The organism is Spirochaetota bacterium, assembly GCA_038043445.1.
Taxonomy (GTDB): Bacteria; Spirochaetota; Brachyspiria; order Brachyspirales; family JACRPF01; genus JBBTBY01.
On the sequence record JBBTBY010000057.1, the window covers coordinates 1 to 25,138 of the forward strand.

Below are 25,138 nucleotides of genomic sequence, written 5' to 3' on the forward strand. Positions count from 1 at the left end.
GTACGTACTTTCATTCCCGAAGACGTTTACCGGAACAATGAACGGCTATGATTATGCGCTTCGCCGCGCCGAAACAGCGGACATTCGCGGTAAGAACTATATCGATAAAAGCGCCGGGCAATCGACGTTCATGTCCACCATGCGGATATCCGAATGGGGCGCTGCTGTGCCCGAAAAGGTCGTCGATGTGAAACGTGCGGCGGTGATCGATAGTGCGAGCGCATCGAAGCGTGCGAACGTACCCTTCTGGAGCATCATCCCCGGCATCGACTGGAACGCCGATTACCGCTGGGCGCATCAGAACATCCGCGACGGCAGCGCGACGTACGGCGGCATATCGAAATTCGTCGCCGATAATGCGCGCGTGAAGTCCATCAGCGTGACGGAGCTCGTGTTCATCAAGGATACTGCGGCGAACGTGTCGCTTATATTCAATAACGATTCGCTTGCGCGTATCGATATCGAATTCGTGAAACCGCCGGTGTACGCTGAACTGGTATCGCAGATAAAGAAGGGCATAGGGATAGCGCCGGTGAAGGAAGTGAACGTGACAACGGCGGCCACCGCAAGCTATGTGGATTGGGAAGTGAATGATGCGAAGACGGGGCTTACGATGTTCGCAACGGTGAAGGAGATGCAGGGCGTAGTGTCCTTCAGCGCAGAAATAAAATGACCTGACGGCGATAGAGGAAGACGCATCGCTTACGCTTGTTTGACAAGGAAAGAACGGATGGTATACTGTCCCGGCTTTTGGCAACGATCGGTAAGGATGCATCATTGGCTTTTTCGGCCGCACGGATAATCGAAGCGATCACACCGCCGCTGCATTTTCGGCTGCCCCTTATCATATTCGCGGGCGTTTTCACCGGATTGGGCGCGGCAGGGTTCTATCTTTCTTCGATATGGTCGTATGCATCCGATTCGCCTTCCGCCTGCGTCAATTGCCATATCATGGGGCCGCAGTACGCGACCTGGGCACATTCCTCGCATCGGGAACGTGCGCACTGCAATGACTGTCATGTGCCGCATAATAACATCGCAAATCATTATTTCTTCAAGGCGAAGGACGGATCGCGGCATGCGGCGCTGTTCACGCTGCGACTTGAGCCGCAGGTGATACATATCAAGCATGAGGGGCGCGGTGTCGTGCAGAAGAACTGCCTGCGCTGCCATACCCATGTCAATCTCCGGGTGATGTTCGCCGCGAATACGCGGGTGAACAAAGGGCGTTACTGCACCGACTGCCATCGCGATGTTCCGCACGGACGGGTGAACAGTCTTGCGTCGGCGCCGTATGCGCAATTGCCGCTTCCCGGGCGGCCCGTGCCCGCATGGCTTCTCGATATGACCGCAAAGGATAAGGAGTGAACATGTTCGACCTGAAGGCTATGCTCGAAAAACATCCCCGGGCAGGGTGGCTGCTCTACGGGGGCATCGTTCTCGCCGTCGTTCTCATCGGTGTGCTGGTGTTCACCATAATGGAACGCCGCGCCGAAGCGCTCTATGCATACGCGCCTGCGGTGAAAATAAAGCCCTTTGAGCCGCGAAGCGCCGAGTGGGGAAAGAATTTTCCAAAGGAATACGAATCGTATCTGAGGACGGCGGGATCGGATTTCCGATCGAGATACAACGGCAGCGCCGTGCGTGATACGCTCGCAGAATATCCCGCGTTGATCGTGCTTTGGGCGGGCTATCCGTTCTCGTTCGATTACCGTCAGGGCAGAGGGCATATGCATGCGATAACCGATATTCGCGAAACGCTCCGCACCGGCGCACCCATGCGATCGAATGGCGGCTCCATGCCGGCCACTTGCTGGACGTGTAAAAGCACCGACGTGCCGCGGCTCATGCATGAGCTCGGCTCTGCCGCAGCGTTCTACAAAGGGAGCTGGGCCTCACGAGGCCGCGAAGTCGTGAACCCTATCGGATGCGCCGACTGTCATGACAATGAGACCATGCAGCTTAAGATAACGCGACCGTCGCTCATAGAGGCGTTCTCCCGCATCGGCCGTGATATTACGAAAGCGAGCCATCAGGAGATGCGCTCGCTTGTCTGCGCGCAATGCCATGTGGAATATTATTTCAAGGGCGAGGGGAAGTATCTTACATTCCCCTGGGACAAGGGCTTTACCGCCGAGGCCATGGAGGCGTATTACGACGGCATCGCGTTCAGCGATTGGACGCATACGCTCAGCAAAACCCCGATGCTGAAATGCCAGCATCCTGATTATGAGATATATCTGAGCGGATTGCATGCCCGCCGCGGCGTGAGCTGTGCTGACTGCCACATGCCGTATCGGAGCGAGGGCGCGCAGAAATTCACCGATCATCACATCCAGTCGCCGCTCAACAATATTGCCGCATCATGCCAGGTGTGCCATCGCGAAAGCGAGGAAGAGCTCCGCGCAACGGTATATGCACGGCAGGATTCGGTCATGAGCGAACGCAAAAAGCTCGAGAATATCCTGGTGCGTGCCCACGTCGAGGCAGCGCATGCCTGGAGCCTCGGGGCGGCCGCCGCGGAGATGAAGGACGTGCTTACGCTCATACGCCATGCGCAATGGCGATGGGACTTTGCGGCCGCAAGTCATGGGGCATCGTTCCATTCGACGGTTGAATCCGCGCGCGTCATAAGTTCCGGGATAGCGAAGGCACAGGAGGCCCGTGTGCTGCTCGCCCGCGTACTCGCATCGCACGGATTCACTAAGGAGATACCGCTTCCCGATGTCGCGACAAAGGACAGTGCGCAGAATCATATCGGTGTCGGGCGTGAACAGCGCCTGCAGGAGAAAAGGAGATTCCTTGACAGTATTGTGCCGCAATGGCTCTCGGACGCAAGGAAGTAACGCATGAACGGAGAGCGTGTCCCTCGTCGATCATTCTGGGCAATACCATGGTCCTATCGGCAGGGCGTGCTGTTCGCCGCCGCATTCTTTGTCGGCGCTGCCGTTCTCGATATGTTCCCCCATCGCCTGTTCATTCTCGGCGGAGCGGCATCGGGCGTTTTCGTCATTGTCGTTCTTCTGCTCGTCATCGTACCGTTCGTGCTTTTCAAGGATACCGCGGCACTGCGCTATCTTTCGGGAAAGCATAATGCCATCATAGCGATATCATTTTTTACTGCATGCGTCATTATCATGGGTCTCATACCCCAGCCATCGGAGCATCTTCTTTCCGCAGGCGGCGTGTTGTGGGTGTTCAGGATGAAGTACAGTATCGTTTTCTTTACCATGGCGTTGTATCTGCTTGTGTCGCTCGGTTACGCCATCGCCAGCCGCTGCCGTGCGTTCACGGTACGCAATGCGGTGTTTCTAGCATCGCATGGAGGGCTTTTTCTCGTCATCCTCGGCATGTGTGCGGGCAGCGGAATGCAGCAGGTGTCGATGACCGTCCATACGAAAGACTATGTCTGGTACGGAAGGGACCAGTTCGGCAATGATACGGAGCTCCCGCTTGCGATAAAGCTCGAATCGTTCACGATAGACTATCATTCGACGAATGTCGGGGCTGCCCCACGGCAGTTCAGGTCCGTCGTCAGCATCGTTACCTCGGATAAAAAGCGCACGAGAGCGGCGATCGCAGTCAATGCACCGTTCACTATCCATGGGGTTACGCTATATCAGTCGGGATATGATGCCGCCAAAGGCGCATTATCGGATATCAGTATCATACATGCGGTTCGCGATCCATGGATAGGCGTCGTCTACGCGGGGATGATAATGCTTCTCATCGGTGCGGTCTGCATGGTCGTCATCTATATGCGGTCATTCACACTGGCAAGGGGTAAACCGTGATATACACGCTCTGCGTTATTACGATAGCATCCCTGTGGGCAGCAGGTGTCGTTCTGCTCCTTGTGCAGCGGCAGAAGGTCGGCGTGGGAATGATAGCTCTTGGGCTCGTGCTGCTCGGGTCATATATCGCGTATCTGTGGATAGTGATCGGTCGTCCGCCGATGCGATCGATCGGTGAGACGCGGCTTTGGTATTCATTGTTCCTTCCGCTTATCGGCATGCTGCTCTTCGTGATGCTGAAGAACAAATGGGTGCTCGTATACGGGACCGCCGTATCACTCGTGTTCCTCGGCATCAATGCCTTCAAGCCGTCGAATTTCGATGCCGCGCTTATGCCCGCGCTGCAAAGCCCGTTCTTCATCCCCCATGTGCTTATCTATATCTTTGCATACGCGCTGCTCGCCGGGGCGGCGATAGCGGCGGCCGTGTATATCAGGAACGGTGCTGCGCTGGACGATCTTACGGCGATAGACAGGGTGGTTATCATCGCAACGGCTATGCTCACCGTCGGCATGATACTGGGAGCGGTCTGGGCGAAGATAGCGTGGGGTCATTACTGGACGTTCGATCCCAAGGAGTCGTGGGCGCTCATTTCGTGGCTTGTCTATATCGTTTATTTGCACGTGCGGATGAACCATCCGACACGCACCCGAGAGGCGGCGTTCTATCTGGTGTTCGCAATTCTCTTTGTGCTCATCTGCTGGTTCGGCGTGAACATTCTCCCGGCGGCCAGAGGGAGCATGCATATCTATACGCGCTGACCGCTCTTCCTGAAATACTCGCACCAGCGCGTTACGGGGCAGAGCGTGCATCGCGGTCCGATGGGGCGGCATACATGCTGTCCGTAGGTGACAAGGACATCGTTGTAGATGCGCCAGTATTTTTTCGGCAGCTTTTCCCTGAGCGCCATCTCCGTCTCATTGGGCTCCTTCGTCCGCACATAGCCGAGACGATTCGATATACGGTGTACATGCGTATCGACGCATATGCCGTCCTTGTTAAACGCTTCCGTCACGACAAGGTTCGCTGTTTTTCTCCCGACGCCTTTCAGCGTAAGCAATGCATCGATGGTGTCCGGCACTTTCCCGCCGAAGCGCTCGATGATGTCCTTAGATGTCGTCAAGATGCTCTTCGCTTTCGTGTGATAAAAGCCGACGGGGTATATCAGTTTCTCTATTGTCTCCGGCGTAAGTCTCAGCATTCCTTCCGGCGTTCCCGCCTTGGCGAAGAGCCTCACTGACGCGTCGCGTGTCGTCGTGTCCTTTGTACGGAGCGAAAGCATCGTCGATATGAGTATGTGATACGGCGTTCCGCCCGCCATGCGTATCTCGGTGACGATAGGGTTGGGGAATTTCTTAACTTCATTGATGAGAAGCGGCATTATCTTCTCGATCGTTGCGTTCGTTATCATCCGATATATTCTTTTTTCGCCGGTTTCTTCGCCATCGCCTCAAGCGTCTGGATGTCCATTCGGTCGAATTCGAGTTTGATGATGATCGCTTCACGCGGCATGGAGTCGAATTGTATGCCGCTGACATGGAGGAGCGGACGCGACTGCCACCGCGAAGGAACGGTCTCAACGCGAGCGTTCAATCGGGCGCCGGTGTTAAGTACGGTGGCGCGCTTCGGTGCGATATCGATGGGGTAGAGAACGAAACCCGAGCTCGCCGGCGGCCGGTGGAAATGCACGTATATAGCATTGTCCTTCATGGTGAGCAGAAAGTCATCCGTATCGGTGAACTGTGATGCGCATTCTGCGCCGACGAATGCTTCCGATGTCTTTTTATACCACTTCCCGATCGCGCGGAGTATGCGCGCGCTTTCGGCGGGTATCGTGCCGTCGCCTTTCGGGCCGACATTGAGGAGATAATTACCCCCCATGGCAAGTATCTTGTCTATGCTTGCAGTGACAAAGTCGGATGAATAGTAGTCTTCGTCCGCGCGATAACCCCAGCTTTCGCGGCCGACGGATTGACATGCTTCGGTCGGGCGTGTGAACGCTTTCCCTGCAGGGACATGACGCTCCGGGGTATCGTAGTCTCCTTTATCATAGCCGCGGTCATTGATCATGATCCCCGGCTGCAGTTTTCGCAATTCGGCATTGAGCGATGGGTCATTACGCTTCGGGGGTATATCCCAGAAAAAGTTCGATATCTGTCCGTAATTTGTCGCGAGCTCGCGCATCTGTGCGCGAACATATTCGATATAGCGGTCTTCATCAGGCGTATCGCCTTCGTTGGGGGTCGGCAATTCGTGGTCGCCGCCTCGCGGTGCGTATGGGTGATGCCAGTCGGGGCATGAATAGTAAAGCCCGAGCTTTACGCCGGTCTTCGCACAGGCGTCCGCGAGCATGGCGAGTACATCGCGATTATACGGCGTGTTCATCACGTTGTATTCCGTCTGCTTCGTGTTCCACAGGCAGAAGCCGTCATGATGTTTTGTCGTAAAACAGATGTAGGACATTCCCGCATCCCGCACGAGTTTCATCCACGAAACGGGATCATACTTCACCGGGTTGAAGCGTGCGGCGAGTTTCACGTATTGTGCTTTCGGGATGGCACGGCGCCATTGGTCCTGCTCATGCCAGCCGTTGATGGAGTACAGCCCCCAATGTATGAACATGCCGAAGCGGTTCTCGAAGAACTCGCGTCCGTCGCCGAAGCGCATTACTATCTCCTGTCGGAAGTATCGTTATGGCACGCGCTTGGTTATCTTCGTACGGAACAATGAGAATTCGGTCTTCACGCCGCCGGCGGATATGCCCGGCTTCCCGCTCACCGCTCCGTTCCTGTTCCTGAACGTATAGGTCAGTCTGCATATCGTTTTCCCGTCCTCGGACTTTGCGGTGCCGATGACGCCTTTTTCGTTCATCTCGATACGCAGCACATAGGTCGAGCCGTAATTCCATGGCGTTGAGAACCCGCTTACCTCATCGGTCGTCACCGGTGATATATTGTTCGTATATCCCCACATCCCGTACATCTGCTTGAGCTCGAAGAAATTGCTGAGTTTCGATGCAAATTCCTTTGAGGGCCCGATGAGCGCGAACTGCCAGAAATTCGTGGGATTCTCATAGATGACGATGCCGCATGATTTCCAACTATCGGAGAGCGCGGCCTTCGGCACAAGCACTGCCTCGGCCTTCAGTTCCACGCCTGACGGCACGCCCTTGGCGAATACCATGACGCGGTCGCTCGGCGAATCATTGATGAATTTCCCGCCGACGATCTTCCAGTTGTTCGCAGCTATCCACTCCGCCGGGAAACCGTCCGGATATTTCACGAAATCATCGCTCAACGAGAAGTCCTGAGCGAACATGATCGCGGTCGCAAGTATCAGTGCGATGACAGTACGCATCATACTATCCTCCGATATGGTGATAGTACGATTGTAGCATGCGTTACGGCAAGGTCAAGTGCCGGCAAGGCACATCCGATCATTTTGCGCCGGCGACACGTTCCATCGGATTGATGATATCCGTTACGCGGACACCGAAGTTCTCATCGATGACCACGACCTCGCCCCTGGCGATGAGCTTCCCATTGACAAGAAGATCGACCGGTTCACCGGCGAGCTTCTGCAGCTCGATGATGGAACCTTCGCCCAATTGCAGGATATCGCGGATGCTCATGGTGGCGCGTCCGAGCTCCACCGTAAGGTTCATCGTCACATCCATAAGGAGGCCGATGTTGCCCGACGGCTGAATGTTCGCTGCGGGTGAGAGATTACCGAATTCCACAGGCTTCACGTTCACCGCTCCGGCATTGCCCCCGCCGAGGAGGCTGTCAAGATCGGATGCTGCGTCAGCGTCGGAACGCTGTGTCGAAACGTCCTTGCTTCCGCCGGCGACCATGGTAACAAAGCTTTTTGCGAGGCCTATCTCGAACGCCATGACGTACGGTGTATCCGCGGCAACACCTTCGATGTTGAGTTTGCCGGTCACGACGGCCAATTCGCCGGAGGTCGGTGATATCGACCCGGAGTTGGCTTTTATCTTGAGCTCTACCGGCATGGCAGAGAGCGACCCGCCGTATTTATTGCTGACGGCAGTATCCGATGCGCCCACCATCTGCGAGAACGCCTCGGAGAGAGCCTGCAGTGCCATGTCGTTCAATTCGCTTTCATCATGGCCCATCATTATTGCGGCGATGGCGCCGGCTTCTTTGCTCGGCAGATAATAGTACACGGCCCCGTTCACCGGGCCTGAATAGGTCACTTTTGCCTCGAGCACCTGGCCTTTCAGCGCTTTTTTCAGGTCGGCAAGGGGCATGACTTTTATGGCAAGATCGCCGATCGATGTGTTTTTCGTCGAGATGGATGATATGCTGAACGCCTGGTGCTCAGCAATGACCTTTGTTATATCGAAAAACGTCGCTTTCTGGCTTTCGGTAAGCGCACCGCCGTTGCCCCCGGCAGAACCGATGACCGGGCCGCCGCTGGAAGAGAATGCGTCATCAGCGCCCTTTAACAGCGCCTCTATTTCATCTTGTGACAGTGATCCATCGCTCATACTATTCATCCTCCTTGAAGATCTCTTCGAGGGTTATCTTGTTCTCGCCTTCGAGGTAACCCGTTATCTGCACTGCGGTGTGCGTTCCGACGGCACCCGGGCGGCAGTAGAACTTACGACGGTCCCCGACCTTCAGAACGAGGTTGTCGGTGATCTTCGTATTCGTTAACTTTATCGTGTCGCCTTTTTTTAAGTTTAGTATTTCTTCCGTGGATACATCGACGCCGCCGAGCTCGGCCGTGGCGGGGACGGTGATATCAAGGAGCTTGTCCTTGAGCGTATTGAGGTTCTCCGCCGTATTCCCGCGGCGTATCGATGCATACCAGTACTGCGCCGAAAGCTTGCCGATGATGGGTTCGATGGTGATGTAGGGTATGCAGAAGTTCATCATACCCTCGACGTCGGACACCTTTGTCTCAAGGGTGATGAGCACCACCATGTCGTTGGGGTGCACCATCTGTGCGAACTGCGGGTTCGTCTCTATCGAGCCCAGTCGCGGTCGGAGGTCGATCACCTGTGCCCACGATTCACGGAGATTGCCGAGTATGCGGACGATGATGCCCTCGATGACGGAGAGCTCGATGTCGGTGAGTTCGCGGCTTATGTTCTTCGGTGCCTCGCCGGGGCCGCCGAACAGCCGGTCGATGATGGTAAAGGTTATCGAGGGGTCTATCTCGAGTATGGCCGATCCCTTGAGCGGGTCCATGTTGATGATGGCGAGCGTCGACGGGTTCGACACCGAGCGTATGAATTCTTCGTACGTGAGCTGATCGACGGACGCCACGTGCACTCCCACGAGCGCGCGGAGCTGTGCGGAGAGCGATGTCGTCGTAACGCGGGCAAAGTTCTCATGCATCATCTGGAGCGTACGGAGCTGGTCTTTCGAGAATTTGTCGGGGCGCTTGAAGTCATACATCTTGACCTTGCGCTTCTCGACCTCGACGCTCTTCGCATCGACCGACTCGACGCTTTCACCCGCAGATATCGCGTTTAAGAGCGCGTCTATCTCGGTCTGTGATAGTACTTCGGTCACTCTCGTCCGTCCTTATTTCCCCGTCAGTTGAGGAGGAAATCGTCGAATAGTACGTCGCTTACTTCGCCGTGCCTGACCTTTTTATTGATCTCGTTCTTTATCTCTTCGCGCAGTTCCTTGCGTATTTCCTGGTCCTGCAGATCATTGTAGCTCTTTTCCGAGAACTTCGTGCCGATGATATCCCTGAGCGCGCTCTTCCATTCGCCGAGTTCCGGGACGAATTTCTTGTTCTCTTCGTATTTCCGATCATACGCGAACGTGATCTTCAACTTCACGAAATGTGGAACGTCCTTGTCCGAGGTGTTGAGATTGAAATCGCCCATTTCGTAGTATTTCGGGGGGTCTTCCTTGACCATTTCATCGTCGATGCCGGCCTTGACGGACCCCGACCCTGACTGCAGGCTTGTGACGATGATCGATGTCACTACCGCCACGATGATGACGACAACAACGCCGATGCTTATGGTGAGGATACGGACGATAAGCGGGCTTAATGCGAAGCCTTTTTTCGGGGCTTTCGCAGCAGCTTCGCCTTCTTCCTCTTCCTTCTCGTCCCCAATCAGTTCTTCATCATCGGGTTTCTTCTTTTCATCGTCGCCCATGGAGCACCTCTTTAATGGCCGCGGTTACAAAATATCACAACGCATGTAAATGTCAATAACCGGCCGGTCTTATGTTAACTACCGGAGGCCGGATGCGTACCGACCCCACGGTGCAATTATCGGCATATTTGAAAGCGGCCTCAAGGTATTTTTAGCGTCCGCTGCCTGTTCCGTGCGCGCTCGCTATTGCTTGAGCACTTGTTCTTTCATCCGCTGGTAGAAGGAAAACCCGTCATCCCCGCCGGCCGTCGGTGCATCAATGGATGAATCGAGGTTATCGGAGGGTATATCGGTCAGGAATTTCGATGGTGCCGTATCGATCGTTTTCCCCTGTCTGGTTCGGTTCATAGCATACGAAAGCGTTAATCCCTTCCGGGCCCGTGTTATTGCCACATAGCATAGCCGGCGCTCCTCTTCGATCTCACCAGGTGTAACACTTTTGTAATGGGGTAAAATCCCTTCTTCGACGCCGACAAGGTATACATACGGGAATTCCAGACCTTTTGAGGAATGGATGCTGAGCAGGGTGACACCCTCGCTTTCTTCCTCCTCCTGGTCATTCATCAGCAGTATGGCATCCAGATATCCCTTCAGCGACGGTTCGCGCACGCTTTTCTGATACTGCGCCATGCCGTTGACGAGTTCCTCGATGTTCTCGAGCTTTTTCTGCGCTTTATCCTTGGTATCGCTCTCATTGAGCACTTCGCTGTGATATGCGGTCTCTTCGAGAAAGGCATTCACAATGCCGGCGACGTCTTTGCCTTCTTTTGCCAGCTCATTGTATTTCTGTATCAACCGTACAAGCTCGATGATGCCGCGCTGTGCCTTCTCCGGTATATCGGGGAGGTTGATCGCGGTAAGGAGCACCTCATAGAGCGGCAGGTTCTTCGTGATAGCTTCCTGCGTGAGTTTTGCGACCGTTCCATCGCCGATGCCGCGACGCGGGAAATTGATGATACGCAGGAGCGAGACTTCATCCTCCGGGTTGACGAAAAGCTTGCAGTAGGCGAGAACGTCCTTCACCTCTTTGCGGTCGTAGAACTCGAAAGCGCCGACCACGGTATAGGATATCTTACGGATGCGCAATTCCTCCTCGAAGGGGCGGGACTGCGAATTCATACGGAACAGTATTGCAAAATCCTTATAAGGAATGCCGTTCATCGTGGCTTTGGTCAAAATATCATCGCCGACCGCGGTGGCTTCGGCCCGATCATTCTCAGCGGCGAACAATCGCGGTTTCGTCCCCTCGCCGGCGTTCGTGAAGAGCGTCTTCGCGCGGCGGTTCTCGTTCTTCCGTATGAGCGCATTGGCCACCGTGAGTATGGCCGAGGTGGAGCGATAATTCTCTTCCAGGCGGATTATCTTCGCATTGGGATAATCCCGCTCGAAGGAAAGTATGATGGATACGTCCGATCCCCGGAATCCGTATATCGATTGATCGTCGTCGCCGACAACGGCGAGGTTTTTGTACTTATCCGCGAGCAGTTTCACGAGCCGGTACTGTGAGGGGTTGGTATCCTGATATTCGTCTATCATGATATAGCGGAAACGCTCGCGGTATCGTTCAAGCACTTCGGGATGCGATTCATACAGCTCAATGACGAGATTGATGAGGTCATTGAAGTCGACGGCATTGTAGCCTTTCAGATATTTCTGATACAGGCGATATACCGTAGCCGCCGAGATCTCGAAATCGTTCTCCGGCATCACCTTGCCGGGGTGGATGAACCTGTTCTTCCATTGATCGATGCGGTAGAGGAACAGCCCTTCGTCGAAATGATTTATCGAAACCTTGGCTTCCTTCATGGCATTACGAACGAGGGCGCGCTGATCGGATGTATCATAAATGGTGAAATTCTTCTTGTATCCGAGTTTGTCGATATCATGTTTGAGCACGCGCAGACAGAAGGAATGGAACGTGCTTGCGACAAGGTTCTTCGGTTTTGAGCCTACGGTAAGTTTCACGCGTTCGCGCATCTCGGCCGCTGCTTTGTTCGTGAACGTTACGGCGAGTATCGCCGAGGGCGGTACTCCGCGCTCTATCAATCGAGCAATGCGGTAGGTGATAACACGTGTTTTCCCGCTCCCCGCACCGGCGAGGATGAGGAGCGCTCCGTCCTTATGCTCGACCGCTTCACGCTGGGGTGCATTCAATGATTCTCTTGGCTGCACGTCGACTCGCTTATGTTAACTTGATGCGGCGTACTATATCGTGCTGCGGGGTAAAAAGCAATGAGCGGCAGCGACCCAAAACATCACATAAGGATAAAGAGAAACCACCGAGAGAAGACCGAGAGGACACAGAGAGAAAAAAATAAAGAATCACCCGTTGGGTGAAAACCAATTCCCGCAGTTTCTCTGTGTTCTCCTGTCTTTTCTCCGTGCTTCTCCGTGGTTGCATTTTTCTTACATGAGGATTTGGGAGCGAAAAACATATCCGCTCAAATAACCGGTGCCGGACAAGTGTCTGATAACTATCAGCAGCGTCCGTAATGGAGACCTGTTTCGTACATCGCAAGCACATTCGCGACCGGCGTATTATCCTGTATCATATGCGTCGGGGCAAAACAGTATCCGCCGCCCGGTTTCATGATATCGATAGTGTTTTTACAGTCTTCGATACATGCGTCTACGGAACCGAATGACAGCGGTCCCGCGGTGGAAATACAGCCGTGGAATGCCAATCGCCCGCCGAAATTCCGTTTCAGATATGCCGGGGCCATCTGTTTGGCTTCCGGCTGCAGGGTGTCCACAGCGCGAACGCCCATGTCGATGAAATCCTCATACGCCCAACTCGATGATCCGCAGGTATGCACCATAACGGGAATGCCGTAACGCGCCGCGAGGTCAATGAAGCGCTTCTGATGCGGGCGTATCCATTCCCGATACATATCCTTACTTATCATCGGTCCCTGCTGTGTGCCGAGGTCCTCGCCTATCCAGAGAATATCGATGCCGCCGGCGGAGGCCGCGAGCGTGCGTTCCGTCCGTGAGAACTGAACATCGACATAACGTTCGATGAGCATTCTGAGCGCGTCGGAGCCGAGCGCCATATCGAGGAATACTTTCTCCATGCCGGTCAAACGGCCGATGCCGTTGAGAATATCGACGAGCCCCGCACCTCCCGCGAAGACAGAGAACGCAGCGTGTTTTCTGCAATGCTCCCCGACACGTGAATAATCATAATCGTCGGGGGACGGCAGGGGATATGTTCTCGCGATGTCGGCAGTGAGCTCGGAAAGCGGGAATTCGCAGAAGTCCTGATAACCGCCGTTCCCGTGATCGACCCAGCGTGTGCGTATGCCCCAGTCCGGAGATACCGATATCGTCTTGTCCGCATTCTCGGCATGAAGCCTCTTCCCTACATACGGAACATGCACGGACCGGATATCGATATTGAGCGCGGTAAGGAGCGCCTCATGCGCCGATGCCCCGTCACCAATGGCGAAATGCTCGAGGAGCTTCCGATAGATGCCTGGATTCGCGGAGAATCCCATCGGTATCCTATCCGTTCCTTCATGGCGCAATGTCCGCCGTACACGTTCCTTCGCGTTCATGGCAGCCTCCTGTCGTACTGCATACAAAATAATGGTCATTGGCAGGGAAGTGAATGGATACAAAACGCATGATTTGTCTTTTTGTGTCAGCCGTATATACTGCCATGAGGAGAGACACAATGGCGGTCGTATGGCCCCGGGCGATAATTCTGCATGCCAATCATGCCGTTGTCACCGAACACATCGGCCCGCATGGCCCGGTACGTTCGCGGATGCTCCTCTGGTGCAATGCCGGAAGCGGGTATATCACGGTGAACGGCGAACGATATGCGATATCGCCGCAGGTGTTCTTCTTTCTGCCGTGGGACAGGATGATACGTTATCATCCGTCAGGGAAGCGCCCGCTTCTGCTCGGCGGCATACATATCATACCCGACCATACATCCCGAAAGCCGGTGTACGAGATAGCGCACAGCAGACGTCACGCGCTCTTTCAGGATGCATCGCGCCGCGACAGGGGTGAATTCCCCGGCATCGTAGAGGGGCGTCCGTCGGCAGCGATGCTTCATTCGGCGGAATACATCGTATCGCGTTGGCAGCGGGGCGGGATGATCCCCGCGCTTGCGCGTTCACTCGCAGCCGTGGTCATGGATGAGATAGTGAATTGTGTTGACAGCGACAAAAATAAGCGGGAAATTCCGCAGCCGATACGTGAACTTGCCGCTACTGTCGATTCGATGCCTGCCGAAGGACACGATATCGATTCCATGCGTAGAGCATGTTCGATGAGCAGATCGACGCTGACACGGCTGTTCAAACGGCATTACGGCATATCACCGATGCAGTATGTGCTCAGGGCGAGGATAGCGCGTGCAGCGGAGCTCCTTGCCACGACAACGATGCCCGTCGCTTCGGTCGGAGAGGCATCCGGCATTCCCGATCAATATCACTTTTCGAGGATGTTCAAGCAGCTGAAGGGCGTGCCGCCGCGCGTCTATCGCGAACGCAACGGGATATAAGTCCGGTACTCGCACGTGTGATCGCAGCTGTTGCGCCCATCGATTTGCATTTTGTCAACCATTGCAGTACTATACCATCCATCGCTAGGAGAATATCGAAATGAGACCAAATGCATTCGCTGTACGCGGCATCATCGCGCTTTCGGTCATCGGACTTGGACTTGCTGCCGGTGTGGTCACTATCGCATTATCGCCGCGTTCTTCTCCGAAGGAGAGCGCCTCGACACAACCGATGGCGTTCACGAAGCCGGGTGTCGCCATCATCGATGTGAACGACATACTGTCGCTTGAGCGCGGCAATTCATTCTTTGGAGAAACGCTCGCCTCGTCCGCCGAATCCATAATCGGTGCGCTCGATTCCTACGGTGATGACCCGCGTGTACGGGCCATCGTGCTCTCCGTGAATTGCCCCGGCGGAACGCCGTCGGCATGCGAAGAGATATACCGCAAGATGATGGAACTCAAGAAAGACCGTAAGATGAAATTCGTCGCGTACTTCAAGGAAGTCGCTGCTTCCGGGGCATACTATATTTCGATGCCTGCGGACAGGATAGTGACGACATCGGGGTGCATCACCGGGAGCGTGGGCGTCATCATGTACACGCTCAATTTCAGCGGGCTCATGGAACGCTTCGGCGTGAAATATCAGGGGTACACGAGCGGGCGCAATAAGGACATGGGTTCGCCGTATCGAAAAGCGCGTGAAGATGAGACCGAGTATTTCAATGAGATGATACGTACGGTATATGCGGATTTCAGGAACGTAGTGATGCTTTCCCGCGGTTCAAAGTTGCGGGGTGATCCATCAGCGCTTCTCGACGGCAGGATATTCAGCGGCGCACAGGCGGTGCGCAACGGCATCGCCGATATGATCGGCACCGAGCATGACGCCATCGCCGAGGCGTGCAAGCTTGCCGGGCTCGATCCATCCGAACCGGTCATCATTGAACACCGTAATGATGGTAATTTCATGGAGCAGCTGAAGCGCGCCATGGGCGCTGTCGCGGATAAAAAGATCGATGTGAAGACAGGGATAGAGAGCGTGCTCCCGTCAAAATATTCCGGAGTACCGCTCTATCTCTATTCCGCAGGTCAGCGATAATGAACGCATTCGCCGAATATCTCTACAGCATCATCGTATCGCCGCGTCGTACGGCGGCATTGCTCGGCGAGCACGATGTGCCCATAGGCCTCGGCCTTTTCGCGATAGGTGCATCATCGCTCGCCGTTTCACTTGCAGTGATAATGCGGCTGCCGATGCATCCGATCGCGGCTGTCATCGCGCTCATTGCTTCCATTCTGCTCCTTCTAATATCGGCAGCGATACGCACGGCGCTGATATCACTGGTGTCGATCATCGGGCTGAAATACCGGCGCGGCAGGAGCCTTCGAACGTTCTTTACTGCATCGCTCTCGATCAATGCGCTCCTCATCTATCTTCTTCCCGCAGCTTTTCTCCTGCTGCTCGCGCGTCAGCCGGCGATCTATCTCATTGTGTATGCCGCTGTCTCTATCGCCATGTTCGTCTGCATCATACGTGTCGTTGAACAGCATTTCACGTTCCGTTCGCCGTTCGCCGCCGCAGCCGCCGCCATACTCCCCGCGGTCATGGACGCGCTGATAATGGGCGCGGTCCTCGTGCTCGCCGTTGTCCTCGGCGGCAGCATGGTGGTCGTTCACTGATCATGCGCGGGTACATCATCACACGCTATATATTCAGGGAAGCGCTCGGCCCCTTCATCGTCGGCGCATTCTTTTTCACGTTCGTCATACTCATCATCGGGCCCCTGCCGGTCACGATACGGCTCATCCTTGAGCGCGGTGTTGCGTTCGTGCAGGGGATGGAACTGCTCATGTATCTCATGCCGTGCTATCTCGCCATAACGCTCCCCATGGGCGTGCTTATGGGGAGCATTATGGCGTACGGGCGTATTTCCGGGGATAGCGAAGTGGTGGCAATGAAGGCGCTCGGCATATCGCTTACCGGCATATACCGTCCCATCGCGATATTCGGCATATCGTTCTTTGTGATAATGACGCTCTTCAACGATGTCATCATGCCCGAATCCAATTATCGATACCGTGCGCTCTGGATATATACGCTCAATTCACAGCCGTCGGTCGCCGTTGAGAAATATCGCTTTGTCAAGCCGCCGGGCGGTACGCGGGCCATATCGGCCACCGGCATGTCCGGCAGATCGCTCTCGAACGTCACCATATTCGACAATGAGTCATCGGCGAATTCCGTGCTGATAACCGCAGCGAGCGGCACCTGGAGCAATAATCAGGCGAATTCACGCATCATAAGCCTCATGCTCAGGAACGGCCTTATCCAGGAGACCGACCGCGATGATCCCATGCGTTCGACCTATACGCCGTTCACGCATATCGTCGTCAATATCAATAGAAGCATCAATGATACCATTGGGTTTCACGGAAGGGGCGATCTGGAAGTGCCTTCATGGGAGATCATGAAACGCATCATCACCGGGAAGAAAAGCAACGCGCCGCGTGATGAGATGAAGGAGCACATGATACATCTCAACAATCGATATGCCATACCCTTTGCCTGTCTTATACTCGCCCTGCTCGGAGGACCGCTCGGCACGATATCGCGGAGAAGCGGCAAGGGCGTGGGCTTCGGCATCTCGGTAGTGGTGGTCTTCGTGTATTATGCCTTCCTCATCGGCGGGGAAATGCTCGGGCGTACGACGCAATTGCCCGCATGGTTCACCGTATGGCTCCCCAATATCGCCCTCGGCGCAGCAGCGGTGTTCTTCTATCAGCGATTGTTCATTGCCGAAGGAAAGTAGCGCTGCCCGGCGGCTGAACGGATCGATGTTCCCGGCAACTTCACATTTTATAGAAAATACGCTATAATCCTGCCATCTCTCCCTATAGGGTACACCATGAGCATGCCATTTATTCTGTACTTCGCGGTGAACACGGCTATTTTTATCACGCTGGCCACGCTGGTTTTTTTCGCATTGCAGTATCCGTGGATCTATAAGACATTCCGTGAGCCGCGCTATGACAGGAAGTATATACCGTCGGTCGCGCTTTTCCTGCCGTGCAAGGGGGCGCCGAAGGATTTCGCCGGCAATATAAAGTCGGTGCTTGCGATAAAGTACAATCCGATACGGCTCTTTTTCCTTGTCGAGGACGAGCATGATGCAGCCTATGCGGTGCTGCGCAAGGCGATACGAGGGCACAAGAACGCCCGATTGATAAAGACAGGCCGTGCCGTTTCATGCGGGCAGAAGAATTTCAATCTCGTCAAAGGTGTCAAGGCGGCCGGCAAGAAAGAGGAGCTATTCGTTTTCATGGACAGCGACATCGAGGTGAGCGCACGATGGATAAAAGACCTCGTACTGCCGCTCTCCGACAAAAAGGTCATGCTCACCACGGGCTGCATGTGGCTTTCGCTTCACACACGATCGTTCGGCGAGCGTGTGCACTCCTACATGGTGGCGCTGCAGCATTCCCTCATGTACTTCATGCCGGTGTCGGCCGTATGGGGCGGGTGCATGGCGATACGCCGCGTCGATTACGAGCGGCTTAATATGATGAAGATATGGCTCGGCAATGTATCCGACGATATGGGCATGCAGTCGACGCTCATGCTGAACCGCGCGAAAGTGGTCATGGTGCCCACCTGTGAGGGGCATGGCCGTGATCCGTTCCCGCGGCTCGGACCGACGCTTGATTGGATAACCCGTCAGGGTCTTATGGTTAAGAACTATCTCCGCCCGCTCTGGGTGTTCGCGCTGGTGCTTCTCGGTTATCTCTCGGCGCAATTCATTCTCTTCCCGGCGGCCGTCGTATATACCGTACAGCACCCGACGATGGTCACCATCCCGGTGACGGCCATGCTCGGCTCTACGATACTCACCATCATGGCCGCATCGACGCTCATACGATGGCGGATAAAGGATAATCATTCAAGGCTGACATGGTTCGTGTTCTCACCGGCGTATTTTCTCCTGACGGCGTTCGCTTTGTTCCGGACATTGTTCACCAATGTCGTGCACTGGAGCGGGATAACATACTATCTCTCGTTCTTCGGAAGCGTGAAGCGCATCGAACGAAAAGACTGAAGCGCTGCACGGCACCCCATGGCTGAACGGAAGGCGCGGAAGAAAAAATCGGTTCCCCATACCGCACAGGCGGTCGTTGCACAAGCCGCACATGCGTCATCAACGGTGAAAAAGCGCCTCAACATACTGTTCGTCGCCTCCGAGATGGCGCCGTACATCAAGTCCGGCGGCCTTGCCGATATCGTCGGTTCCTTGCCCGGCCATCTTGCGAAGAGCGGCCACGATGTCCGTATCGTAATACCGAAATATCGCGACATCGATCTGCATGGCCATGCGATGAGACCGGCGGTAGTGCCCATGGGCGTATGGATGGGGACGAACCAGGAGTGGTGTTCGGTGTACTCCTTCGAGCACGCCCCCGGCGTCACCATATATCTCGTCGAGCATAACGCATATTTCGAACGCTTCGGCATATACCACGATGCGCATATGAACGATTATCACGATAATCCGCATCGATACGGTTTTCTCTGCGCGGCGTCGCTGCAGCTCTGTCACGACGTTTCGTTCCGCCCTGACATCGTGCACGCGCATGATTGGCAGACGGCCGCGGTATGCGCGTATCTGAAGATATGGCATGGGGAAAACCCGTTCCTGCGCGGTACACGATCGATATTGACGGTTCACAATGCGGCATATCAGGGCGTGTATCCCGTTGCACCGCATTACGATTATCTCGGGTTCAACTGGTGGAATTTCACCGCGGATAAATTCGAGGACCATGGAAGGGTGAATCTCCTTAAGGGCGGCATTCACTTCGCGGATATGGTCAATACCGTGAGCCGCACCTATGCGCATGAGATATCCCGGCCGTACGGGGCGTTCGGTCTTGCACCGGCGCTCTCGGGCAAGGGAAACAGGTTCTTCGGCATCGTCAACGGCGTCGATTATTCGGTATGGTCGCCGGAACATGACCGCTTCACCGTTAAGAAATTCTCCAGGAACGATCTCGCCGGCAAGACCGCATGCAAGCTCGATATGCAGAAGCGATTCCTTCTTGCGGAGGATGCATCGATACCCGTCATCGGCATCATCGGGCGATTCGTTCACCAGAAGGGTTTCCACCTCGTCGCGGAGAAAATAGCCGATATCCTGCGAACGATGCACGTGCAGTTCGTGGTGCTCGGATCAGGGGACGGCGGGCTCGAGCGATTCTTCGGCGATCTGCCGAAACATTTTCCGGGGCGTGTCGGATCGTATATCGGTTTCAGCAATGAGCTCGCGCATATCATCGAAGCGGGCAGCGATTTCTTCCTCATGCCGTCGCTCTATGAGCCGTGCGGGCTCAATCAGATATATTCCATGCGCTACGGCACTATCCCCATCGTGCGGGCTACCGGCGGCCTTGACGATACGGTGAAAAATTATGACGAGGCGACGGGCGATGGTACCGGGTTCAAGTTCTGGGACGCGACACCCGATGCGCTCTTCTCTACGATCGGCTGGGCGATAAGCACGTATTACGACCGGCCGCATCACATGAAAAAGCTCGTTGCCGCAGCCATGACCGAAGATTTTTCAGCCGAAAAAAGTGCACGCGAATATGAAGAGGCGTATCTGCGATTGATACCGTGACGGGAGGGGCATGTCCTCTGCTCCGATCGAACGTACGCGGCGTGTCTCAGCGATAGGCGAGCGTCGTTATCCGCATGGTCTCAAGGTCGCAGTATACGACATGGGGTACGCCGTTCCGATCAATATCGAAATACACGTATGAGGCGGATGCAACGGCAACGGGCATGACACGCCACGTGCCGTCGAACCACGCCATGGTTATGCGCATATCTTTTCCGCCCTGTTTCGCCTCGCGGAAAACAGCACACGGAATACCCTTCGGGCCGATGCGGACAATAACATCCTCGGCGAACATTTCGGATATTCCTTTCGCGGAAAACGTCCAGCCGTCCTTCCACTGCATGATGCTGAGCTTTCCCGACATGCCGGTCCAATCCTGGAACCCGGCGATTATCGTATCTCCCGCGGCGGCGATGGAAGTGAACTGCGCCATGGCACCGCTGCAATTCGATCTGCCCAACGGCATCCACGTGTTCACGTACTGCATGACAGTGATGCCCGATGATTCGGTATCATCACGGAACGCTATCAGCGGTATATTGTCTTTCGTGAATGCCAGCGATGGTGTATAGGCATTCCCCTTGGATGGCGGGTCGCCGACCGTACGCCAAGCGGTATCATAGCGCATTACGGTCACACGGTATTCATTATCGGTGTCGTGAAAAGCGACATGCGGCGTGCTCCTTCTATCGAAGGCCACGGTGATATTGCCTGCCGCCCCCTTGGAGAAACCCTTGACGCCGACGGGTTTCCACGCCGTCGCACCGAATGCGTACACGCTCGTCTTCTGTCCGTTCGCATGATCTATGAACGCAAGATACGGGATGCCGGCAGCGTTCGCCCGCAGCACAGGCTCAGTGACGCCGCCCTCAGTGAAAGCGCGGTCCCCGATGATAAGCCATTTCCCTTTTTTATAAGAGAGCACCGTCGCGCGCCCTTCACGGCCGCTGTCGCTGAAAGCGAGCATGAGATCATTATCGCTGTCGAACGCTATCGTCGGATGCATACCGGTTATCACGATGGACGTATCGCCCATGGGTTTCCATGTTGCTTTGTCCGATCCGAATGTATCGGCGGCCGCGGTAAAAAAGACGGCAAGGAAGAATGCAGATACAACTGCCAGCAAGCGCATAGTCCCTCCGAATGAGAACGAATGGTTCACAGTATGCCCGACCGTATCTGTCATAGTGACAGTATAGTCCCGCTCTCGGATACCGTCAAGAGCACGGGAGCAGCGCACGTGCGTTCCGATCACCAAAAAATGCAAATGCCGCCCAAATATTGCATTTACATCCCTTCTGTCGTACAGTATACTGGAAAGGATATTCTTCACGAAAGACGTATGCCAAACGCAATGGAGCAACCTATGAATTCACGTTTCCTCGTATTGATCATCGCGGCCGGCTTTTCCCTGCATGGCTGGGGTCCGCATTCCGAAATAACGAAAGCTGCGCTCGATGTCATTGGGGTTGATGCGCCGCTTGTTCGCATGCTGGGAGCCGAGGCTGCTGCGCTTACCAGACATTGCTGGATGCCGGATATCTGGATGCAGTATGCCGGTGAATACTATGTCGATGATTATCTGTTCACCACGCGTCGCCCCACGCATCTGGGGACGTCCCATGCATTCAGGATTTCCGAAGGAAAATACGGTGCGTATACGTTCGAGATGTTCGACATCTATTTCCGCCGGGCGCTGCAGGCGCTGAGGACCGAAACGCCTGTGAATGCGGCGCGATGGACAGGGTCGCTTACGCATTTCACCGAAGATACGGGGGCTCCTCCTCATGCAATAGATGAATCGAGCGCGCTGCATGGCCCAATGGAACAATGGGTGGAGCCGAAGGATGTAGGCATACAGGGGTACGTTCCGACCATGCTCGGTGCTGATGATGAAACGGCGTTGAAGAATTTCTGGCAGGTACAGGAACGCCTTCACCAGTACTCGATCGAGCGTGCATTAAAGATAAAACCTCTTGCAGCGGCCGGCGATCGCGCTGCCGCGGAGCCGCTCGTGCTTGCGTGCGCGAACGAATCCGCCAGGAATGCAGCGGATCTCTACGCGACACTGGGAGCACTCGCGTCAATGGGACCAAAGGGTGCCGGATTGCGAGGGACAGTACGCGGTATCTCCGTGAGCGGAATGCTTGCCAGGATGTGTGCTAAGGTAATGCTCGCGGGTACCGACTATTCGACGCTCTGCGCCCCCGACGGCACATTTGAATTCAGGAACATCCCTCCCGGCACCTATACGATCCATGCATCTCGTCCAGGGAACGAGGTCTTTACAGGCACAATAACTATCCCCGGAGCAGGACCTGTCTGCGATATTTCGCTTGCCCCGTCACGCGTCAAGGGAAATCTCCTGAGGAATCCCGCGCTGTCGCTGCACTGGGCATCAATGGATGCTCCTGATATGTGGTATGTGCGCCGGGGTGTCTGGCGCAGCGAGGCATTGCCGATAGTGTCCGGCAAGCCGTATCTCATGGAAATTGCATGGAAAAAGCCGGGCGCTTCCGTTACGCTCCGTTGGGCCTCGTACGAACGTGAGGATGGCGGCAAGTATACCAATGAGCGTACTATCATGCATCCCGAGCGAACGGTCCTGGGAACAGCCCCGTCGGGAATGAAGTTCGCATATCTCATCGTCAGCGGCGGCAAGCCTGATGAATCATTCGAATACACGTCATTTTCGGAACACGCGGGGGACATCGCCCCGACAACGCCCGCGAAGGAGACAACGGTACAGGCGGCCGAAGGGCTTGCGCTCTATTACAGCTTCGACGAAGGCGCGGGAGATTCCGTTAAGGACCAATCCGGCGGCGGCAACAGTGCCTCCGTCGCAGGGCTGCAGTTCAAACCAGGGAGGTCCGGCAGCGCCCTCGTGTTCTCAAAAACGCCGTTCGAATGCGGGAAGGCAGGCGCGATATCGGGGGAACTCACCATTACTGCGTGGGTGCAGTTCAATGATCTGCCTGCCGTGACAAAACAGCGTGCCGACATCGCTGCCCGTCAGGATGGAAATAAGAACGGCTATTGCTTCGGCGTGGAAGGCGGTTCACTCGGCTTCATTTACCGGGGTAGCGGTACATGGGCATATGCAGGGCTCAGCCCGGTGAAGAACACCTGGTATCATCTTGCGGTGGCCGTGAACGCAGAAAAGACATCGTTCTATGTGAATGGCACGCTCAAGGGTACTGCGCCTGGTCAGACCGGTCTTGCGTCCGACGCTCCGCTGAAGATCGGCGAACGGCTTTCCGGCATCCTCGATGAAGTACGCATATACTCGCGCGCACTTTCCGCCGACGAGATATCCGCGCTCGCTTCGAAGTAGGAATAACAGATGCAAGGAGCCGTTATGCGTCCGTACATCGTCGCTCTGCTGGCCGCGCTATCTCTTTCTCCCGCAACGATCACCGTTTCCCCGAACGGCAATGACAGCGCCGACGGCGTACATGCGCCCGTCGCAACGATACAACGCGCGATCGACCGTGCAGCAACGTTCCGCTCCGTGGGAGAACGTGTCGCGATCGTCCTCGACGGCGGGACATATTTCCTTTCAGGGACGCTTGTGTTCAGGCCGATCACCGGCAACGCCCCTCTCGTATTCACCGCAAAGCGAGGCACCATGCCTGTCATAAGCGGCGGCACCGTCATTCGCGGGACACGCCGCACTGAGAACGGACGGATGATCATAGCATGTGATCGATCGGCTTCGATCAATCAGCTGTTCGTCAATGGCAGGAGATATGTCCGCGCGCGCAGCCCGAACGCGGATGACATCATGTTCTGGCACCTGTCCGCAAGCGGTGCGCGAACGAGCGGCGGCGCAGGATCGTTCGAATATGCCGCGGATACTGTTCCTGTGCAGGGGGCAGAAGGCGCCGAGATAGTATTCATTCGTCTTTGGGACATCTCGCGGTTTTCAGTGACCGGAATAGACACGGCAAAACGTATTCTGCAGTTCCGTGTTCCGCCTGCGTTGAAAGAGGTTTCCCACTGGGGCGCTCATAAACCGTACTATATGGAGAACGCAGCATCGTTCCTGGACGCCCCCGGTGAATGGTATTATGATCCTGCTGCCGGCGAGATAACCGTCATTCCCTTCCCCGGTGACGACCTCGCCGCTGCGGAAGTGATAGCCCCGCGTCTTGCGCATCTGATCAAATTCCAAGGAGACCCGTCGCAGCCGGTAGCGAACATCTCTTTCGAAGGGATATCGTTCATGCACACGACATGGTCATTCCCTGCAGAGGGGTATGACGGTCATCAGGCCGATCTCGTTATCGGTGCCGGTATCGAGGGCACGTATGCCGAATCGATATCGTTCTCCCGATGTTCGTTCACTGCACAGGGGCGATATGCGCTCGGATTCCAGACCGCATGTCGTGGCATTACCATCAATGCCTGCACGTTCACTGATATCGGTGCAGGAGCGGTGCTGTTCGGGGAAGCGGGGAATCCCCAGCGCGGTTCTGAGACGATGAGCAATACGTTCATCAACTGTCACGTCCATCATATCGGCGTCATTTACCCGAGCGCGGTAGGCGTGTGGGTAGGATATGCAGCATACAACCGCATCGCGAGCAATCATATCCACAACACGCCGTATTCCGGTATCTCTGTCGGCTGGGGATGGGACAGGAACCCCGGCGGGGCGCATCATAACATCATTGAACGCAATTATCTGCACGATATACAGGAGCAGATGGGTGACGGCGGTGCGATCTACACGCAAAGCCATCAGCCGGGGACCGTGATCCGCAACAACATGATCCATGATGTTTTCGGGCAGAAGACCTACGGCACCGGGATATATCTCGACAACTACAGTTCACATATCACGGTATCGAACAATATCGTTGCGCGTACCGCCGGCGCGAGCCACCCGCAGAACGATCCGCGGAGCAATCGTATCTGTAATAATGTATTTGTTCTCCCTCCCACCGGCGTCTTTCATATCAATAAAGGTGTCGGCGGGATGTTCGAGCGTAATATAATCTATATCAGC

Annotated in this window: 22 protein-coding genes; 13 read left to right on the forward strand and 9 right to left on the reverse strand. The window is 55.3% G+C overall.

From position 1 onward, the window contains the following. The 5 genes from AABZ39_08310 to ccsA all read left to right on the forward strand — a co-directional run. Positions 1 to 673 (forward strand): hypothetical protein (locus tag AABZ39_08310; GenBank protein MEK6794763.1); only part of this gene is annotated, 673 nt, incomplete at its 5' end. Between the two features lie 104 nt (positions 674 to 777). After that, entirely contained in the window at positions 778 to 1,368 is a 591-nt protein-coding gene (gene nrfH / locus AABZ39_08315; GenBank protein MEK6794764.1) for a cytochrome c nitrite reductase small subunit, read from the forward strand. 2 nt (positions 1,369 to 1,370) lie between these two features. Further along, positions 1,371 to 2,846 carry an ammonia-forming cytochrome c nitrite reductase gene (nrfA, locus tag AABZ39_08320; protein ID MEK6794765.1) on the forward strand — a complete coding sequence of 492 codons (1,476 nt, stop codon included), beginning with the start codon at positions 1,371 to 1,373 and terminating at the stop codon, positions 2,844 to 2,846. 3 nt (positions 2,847 to 2,849) lie between these two features. Beyond that, positions 2,850 to 3,794, forward strand: a complete 945-nt coding sequence (locus AABZ39_08325) for a cytochrome c biogenesis protein ResB (GenBank protein MEK6794766.1) — start codon at positions 2,850 to 2,852, stop codon at positions 3,792 to 3,794. Continuing rightward, positions 3,791 to 4,555: a cytochrome c biogenesis protein CcsA gene (gene ccsA, locus AABZ39_08330; protein MEK6794767.1), complete on the forward strand. Its 765-nt coding sequence runs from the start codon at positions 3,791 to 3,793 to the stop codon at positions 4,553 to 4,555. Before AABZ39_08325 ends, ccsA begins: the two co-directional genes overlap by 4 nt. Here the strand turns inward: ccsA and nth are convergent. The 8 genes from nth to AABZ39_08370 all read right to left on the reverse strand — a co-directional run bounded on the left by nth (position 4,543) and on the right by AABZ39_08370 (position 13,496). Continuing rightward, positions 4,543 to 5,205, reverse strand: a complete 663-nt coding sequence (gene nth / locus AABZ39_08335) for an endonuclease III (GenBank protein ID MEK6794768.1) — start codon at positions 5,203 to 5,205, stop codon at positions 4,543 to 4,545. The two genes, ccsA and nth, sit on opposite strands and share 13 nt — an antisense overlap. Continuing rightward, a complete protein-coding gene (locus tag AABZ39_08340) occupies positions 5,202 to 6,461 on the reverse strand; it encodes an alpha-L-fucosidase (protein MEK6794769.1) in 1,260 nt (419 codons plus the stop codon). Before AABZ39_08340 ends, nth begins: the two co-directional genes overlap by 4 nt. 24 nt (positions 6,462 to 6,485) lie before the next feature. Beyond that, positions 6,486 to 7,154 (reverse strand): hypothetical protein, encoded by a 669-nt coding sequence (locus AABZ39_08345; GenBank protein MEK6794770.1) that lies wholly within the window; start codon positions 7,152 to 7,154, stop codon positions 6,486 to 6,488. Between the two features lie 76 nt (positions 7,155 to 7,230). Next, positions 7,231 to 8,304: a flagellar motor switch protein FliN gene (gene fliN / locus AABZ39_08350; protein MEK6794771.1), complete on the reverse strand. Its 1,074-nt coding sequence runs from the start codon at positions 8,302 to 8,304 to the stop codon at positions 7,231 to 7,233. A 1-nt stretch (position 8,305) separates the two neighbouring features. Next, complete coding sequence (gene fliM / locus AABZ39_08355) at positions 8,306 to 9,337, reverse strand: flagellar motor switch protein FliM (GenBank protein ID MEK6794772.1); 1,032 nt, start codon at positions 9,335 to 9,337, stop codon at positions 8,306 to 8,308. 23 nt (positions 9,338 to 9,360) lie between these two features. Next, positions 9,361 to 9,939, reverse strand: coding sequence for a flagellar basal body-associated FliL family protein (locus tag AABZ39_08360; GenBank protein MEK6794773.1), 579 nt, complete (start codon positions 9,937 to 9,939; stop codon positions 9,361 to 9,363). Between the two features lie 183 nt (positions 9,940 to 10,122). Then, complete coding sequence (locus AABZ39_08365; protein ID MEK6794774.1) at positions 10,123 to 12,093, reverse strand: UvrD-helicase domain-containing protein; 1,971 nt, start codon at positions 12,091 to 12,093, stop codon at positions 10,123 to 10,125. A gap of 323 nt (positions 12,094 to 12,416) precedes the next feature. Then, positions 12,417 to 13,496, reverse strand: a complete 1,080-nt coding sequence (locus AABZ39_08370) for a uroporphyrinogen decarboxylase family protein (protein ID MEK6794775.1) — start codon at positions 13,494 to 13,496, stop codon at positions 12,417 to 12,419. Between the two features lie 119 nt (positions 13,497 to 13,615). Here AABZ39_08370 and AABZ39_08375 point away from each other — a divergent pair, with 119 nt between their 5' ends. The 6 genes from AABZ39_08375 to AABZ39_08400 all read left to right on the forward strand — a co-directional run bounded on the left by AABZ39_08375 (position 13,616) and on the right by AABZ39_08400 (position 20,127). After that, the gene (locus AABZ39_08375; protein MEK6794776.1) at positions 13,616 to 14,455 is read left to right on the forward strand and encodes an AraC family transcriptional regulator; all 840 of its coding nucleotides are present in this window, start codon (positions 13,616 to 13,618) and stop codon (positions 14,453 to 14,455) included. Between the two features lie 100 nt (positions 14,456 to 14,555). Beyond that, positions 14,556 to 15,557, forward strand: coding sequence for a signal peptide peptidase SppA (gene sppA / locus AABZ39_08380; GenBank protein MEK6794777.1), 1,002 nt, complete (start codon positions 14,556 to 14,558; stop codon positions 15,555 to 15,557). Continuing rightward, entirely contained in the window at positions 15,557 to 16,138 is a 582-nt protein-coding gene (locus tag AABZ39_08385; GenBank protein ID MEK6794778.1) for a hypothetical protein, read from the forward strand. Before sppA ends, AABZ39_08385 begins: the two co-directional genes overlap by 1 nt. Positions 16,139 to 16,140: 2 nt before the next feature. Next, positions 16,141 to 17,268 carry an LptF/LptG family permease gene (locus AABZ39_08390; GenBank protein ID MEK6794779.1) on the forward strand — a complete coding sequence of 376 codons (1,128 nt, stop codon included), beginning with the start codon at positions 16,141 to 16,143 and terminating at the stop codon, positions 17,266 to 17,268. A gap of 96 nt (positions 17,269 to 17,364) precedes the next feature. Then, on the forward strand, positions 17,365 to 18,552 hold the full coding sequence (locus tag AABZ39_08395) for a glycosyltransferase family 2 protein (protein ID MEK6794780.1): 1,188 nt from the start codon (positions 17,365 to 17,367) through the stop codon (positions 18,550 to 18,552). Positions 18,553 to 18,570: 18 nt separating this feature from the next. Continuing rightward, positions 18,571 to 20,127: a glycogen/starch synthase gene (locus AABZ39_08400; protein MEK6794781.1), complete on the forward strand. Its 1,557-nt coding sequence runs from the start codon at positions 18,571 to 18,573 to the stop codon at positions 20,125 to 20,127. Between the two features lie 46 nt (positions 20,128 to 20,173). Here the strand turns inward: AABZ39_08400 and AABZ39_08405 are convergent, their stop codons facing one another. Beyond that, on the reverse strand, positions 20,174 to 21,259 hold the full coding sequence (locus AABZ39_08405; protein MEK6794782.1) for a hypothetical protein: 1,086 nt from the start codon (positions 21,257 to 21,259) through the stop codon (positions 20,174 to 20,176). A gap of 234 nt (positions 21,260 to 21,493) precedes the next feature. Between AABZ39_08405 and AABZ39_08410 the strand changes: the two genes are divergently transcribed. Continuing rightward, complete coding sequence (locus AABZ39_08410) at positions 21,494 to 23,461, forward strand: LamG-like jellyroll fold domain-containing protein (protein MEK6794783.1); 1,968 nt, start codon at positions 21,494 to 21,496, stop codon at positions 23,459 to 23,461. Positions 23,462 to 23,485: 24 nt separating this feature from the next. After that, positions 23,486 to 25,138: right-handed parallel beta-helix repeat-containing protein (locus AABZ39_08415; protein MEK6794784.1), on the forward strand; the 1,653-nt coding region annotated here is incomplete at its 3' end.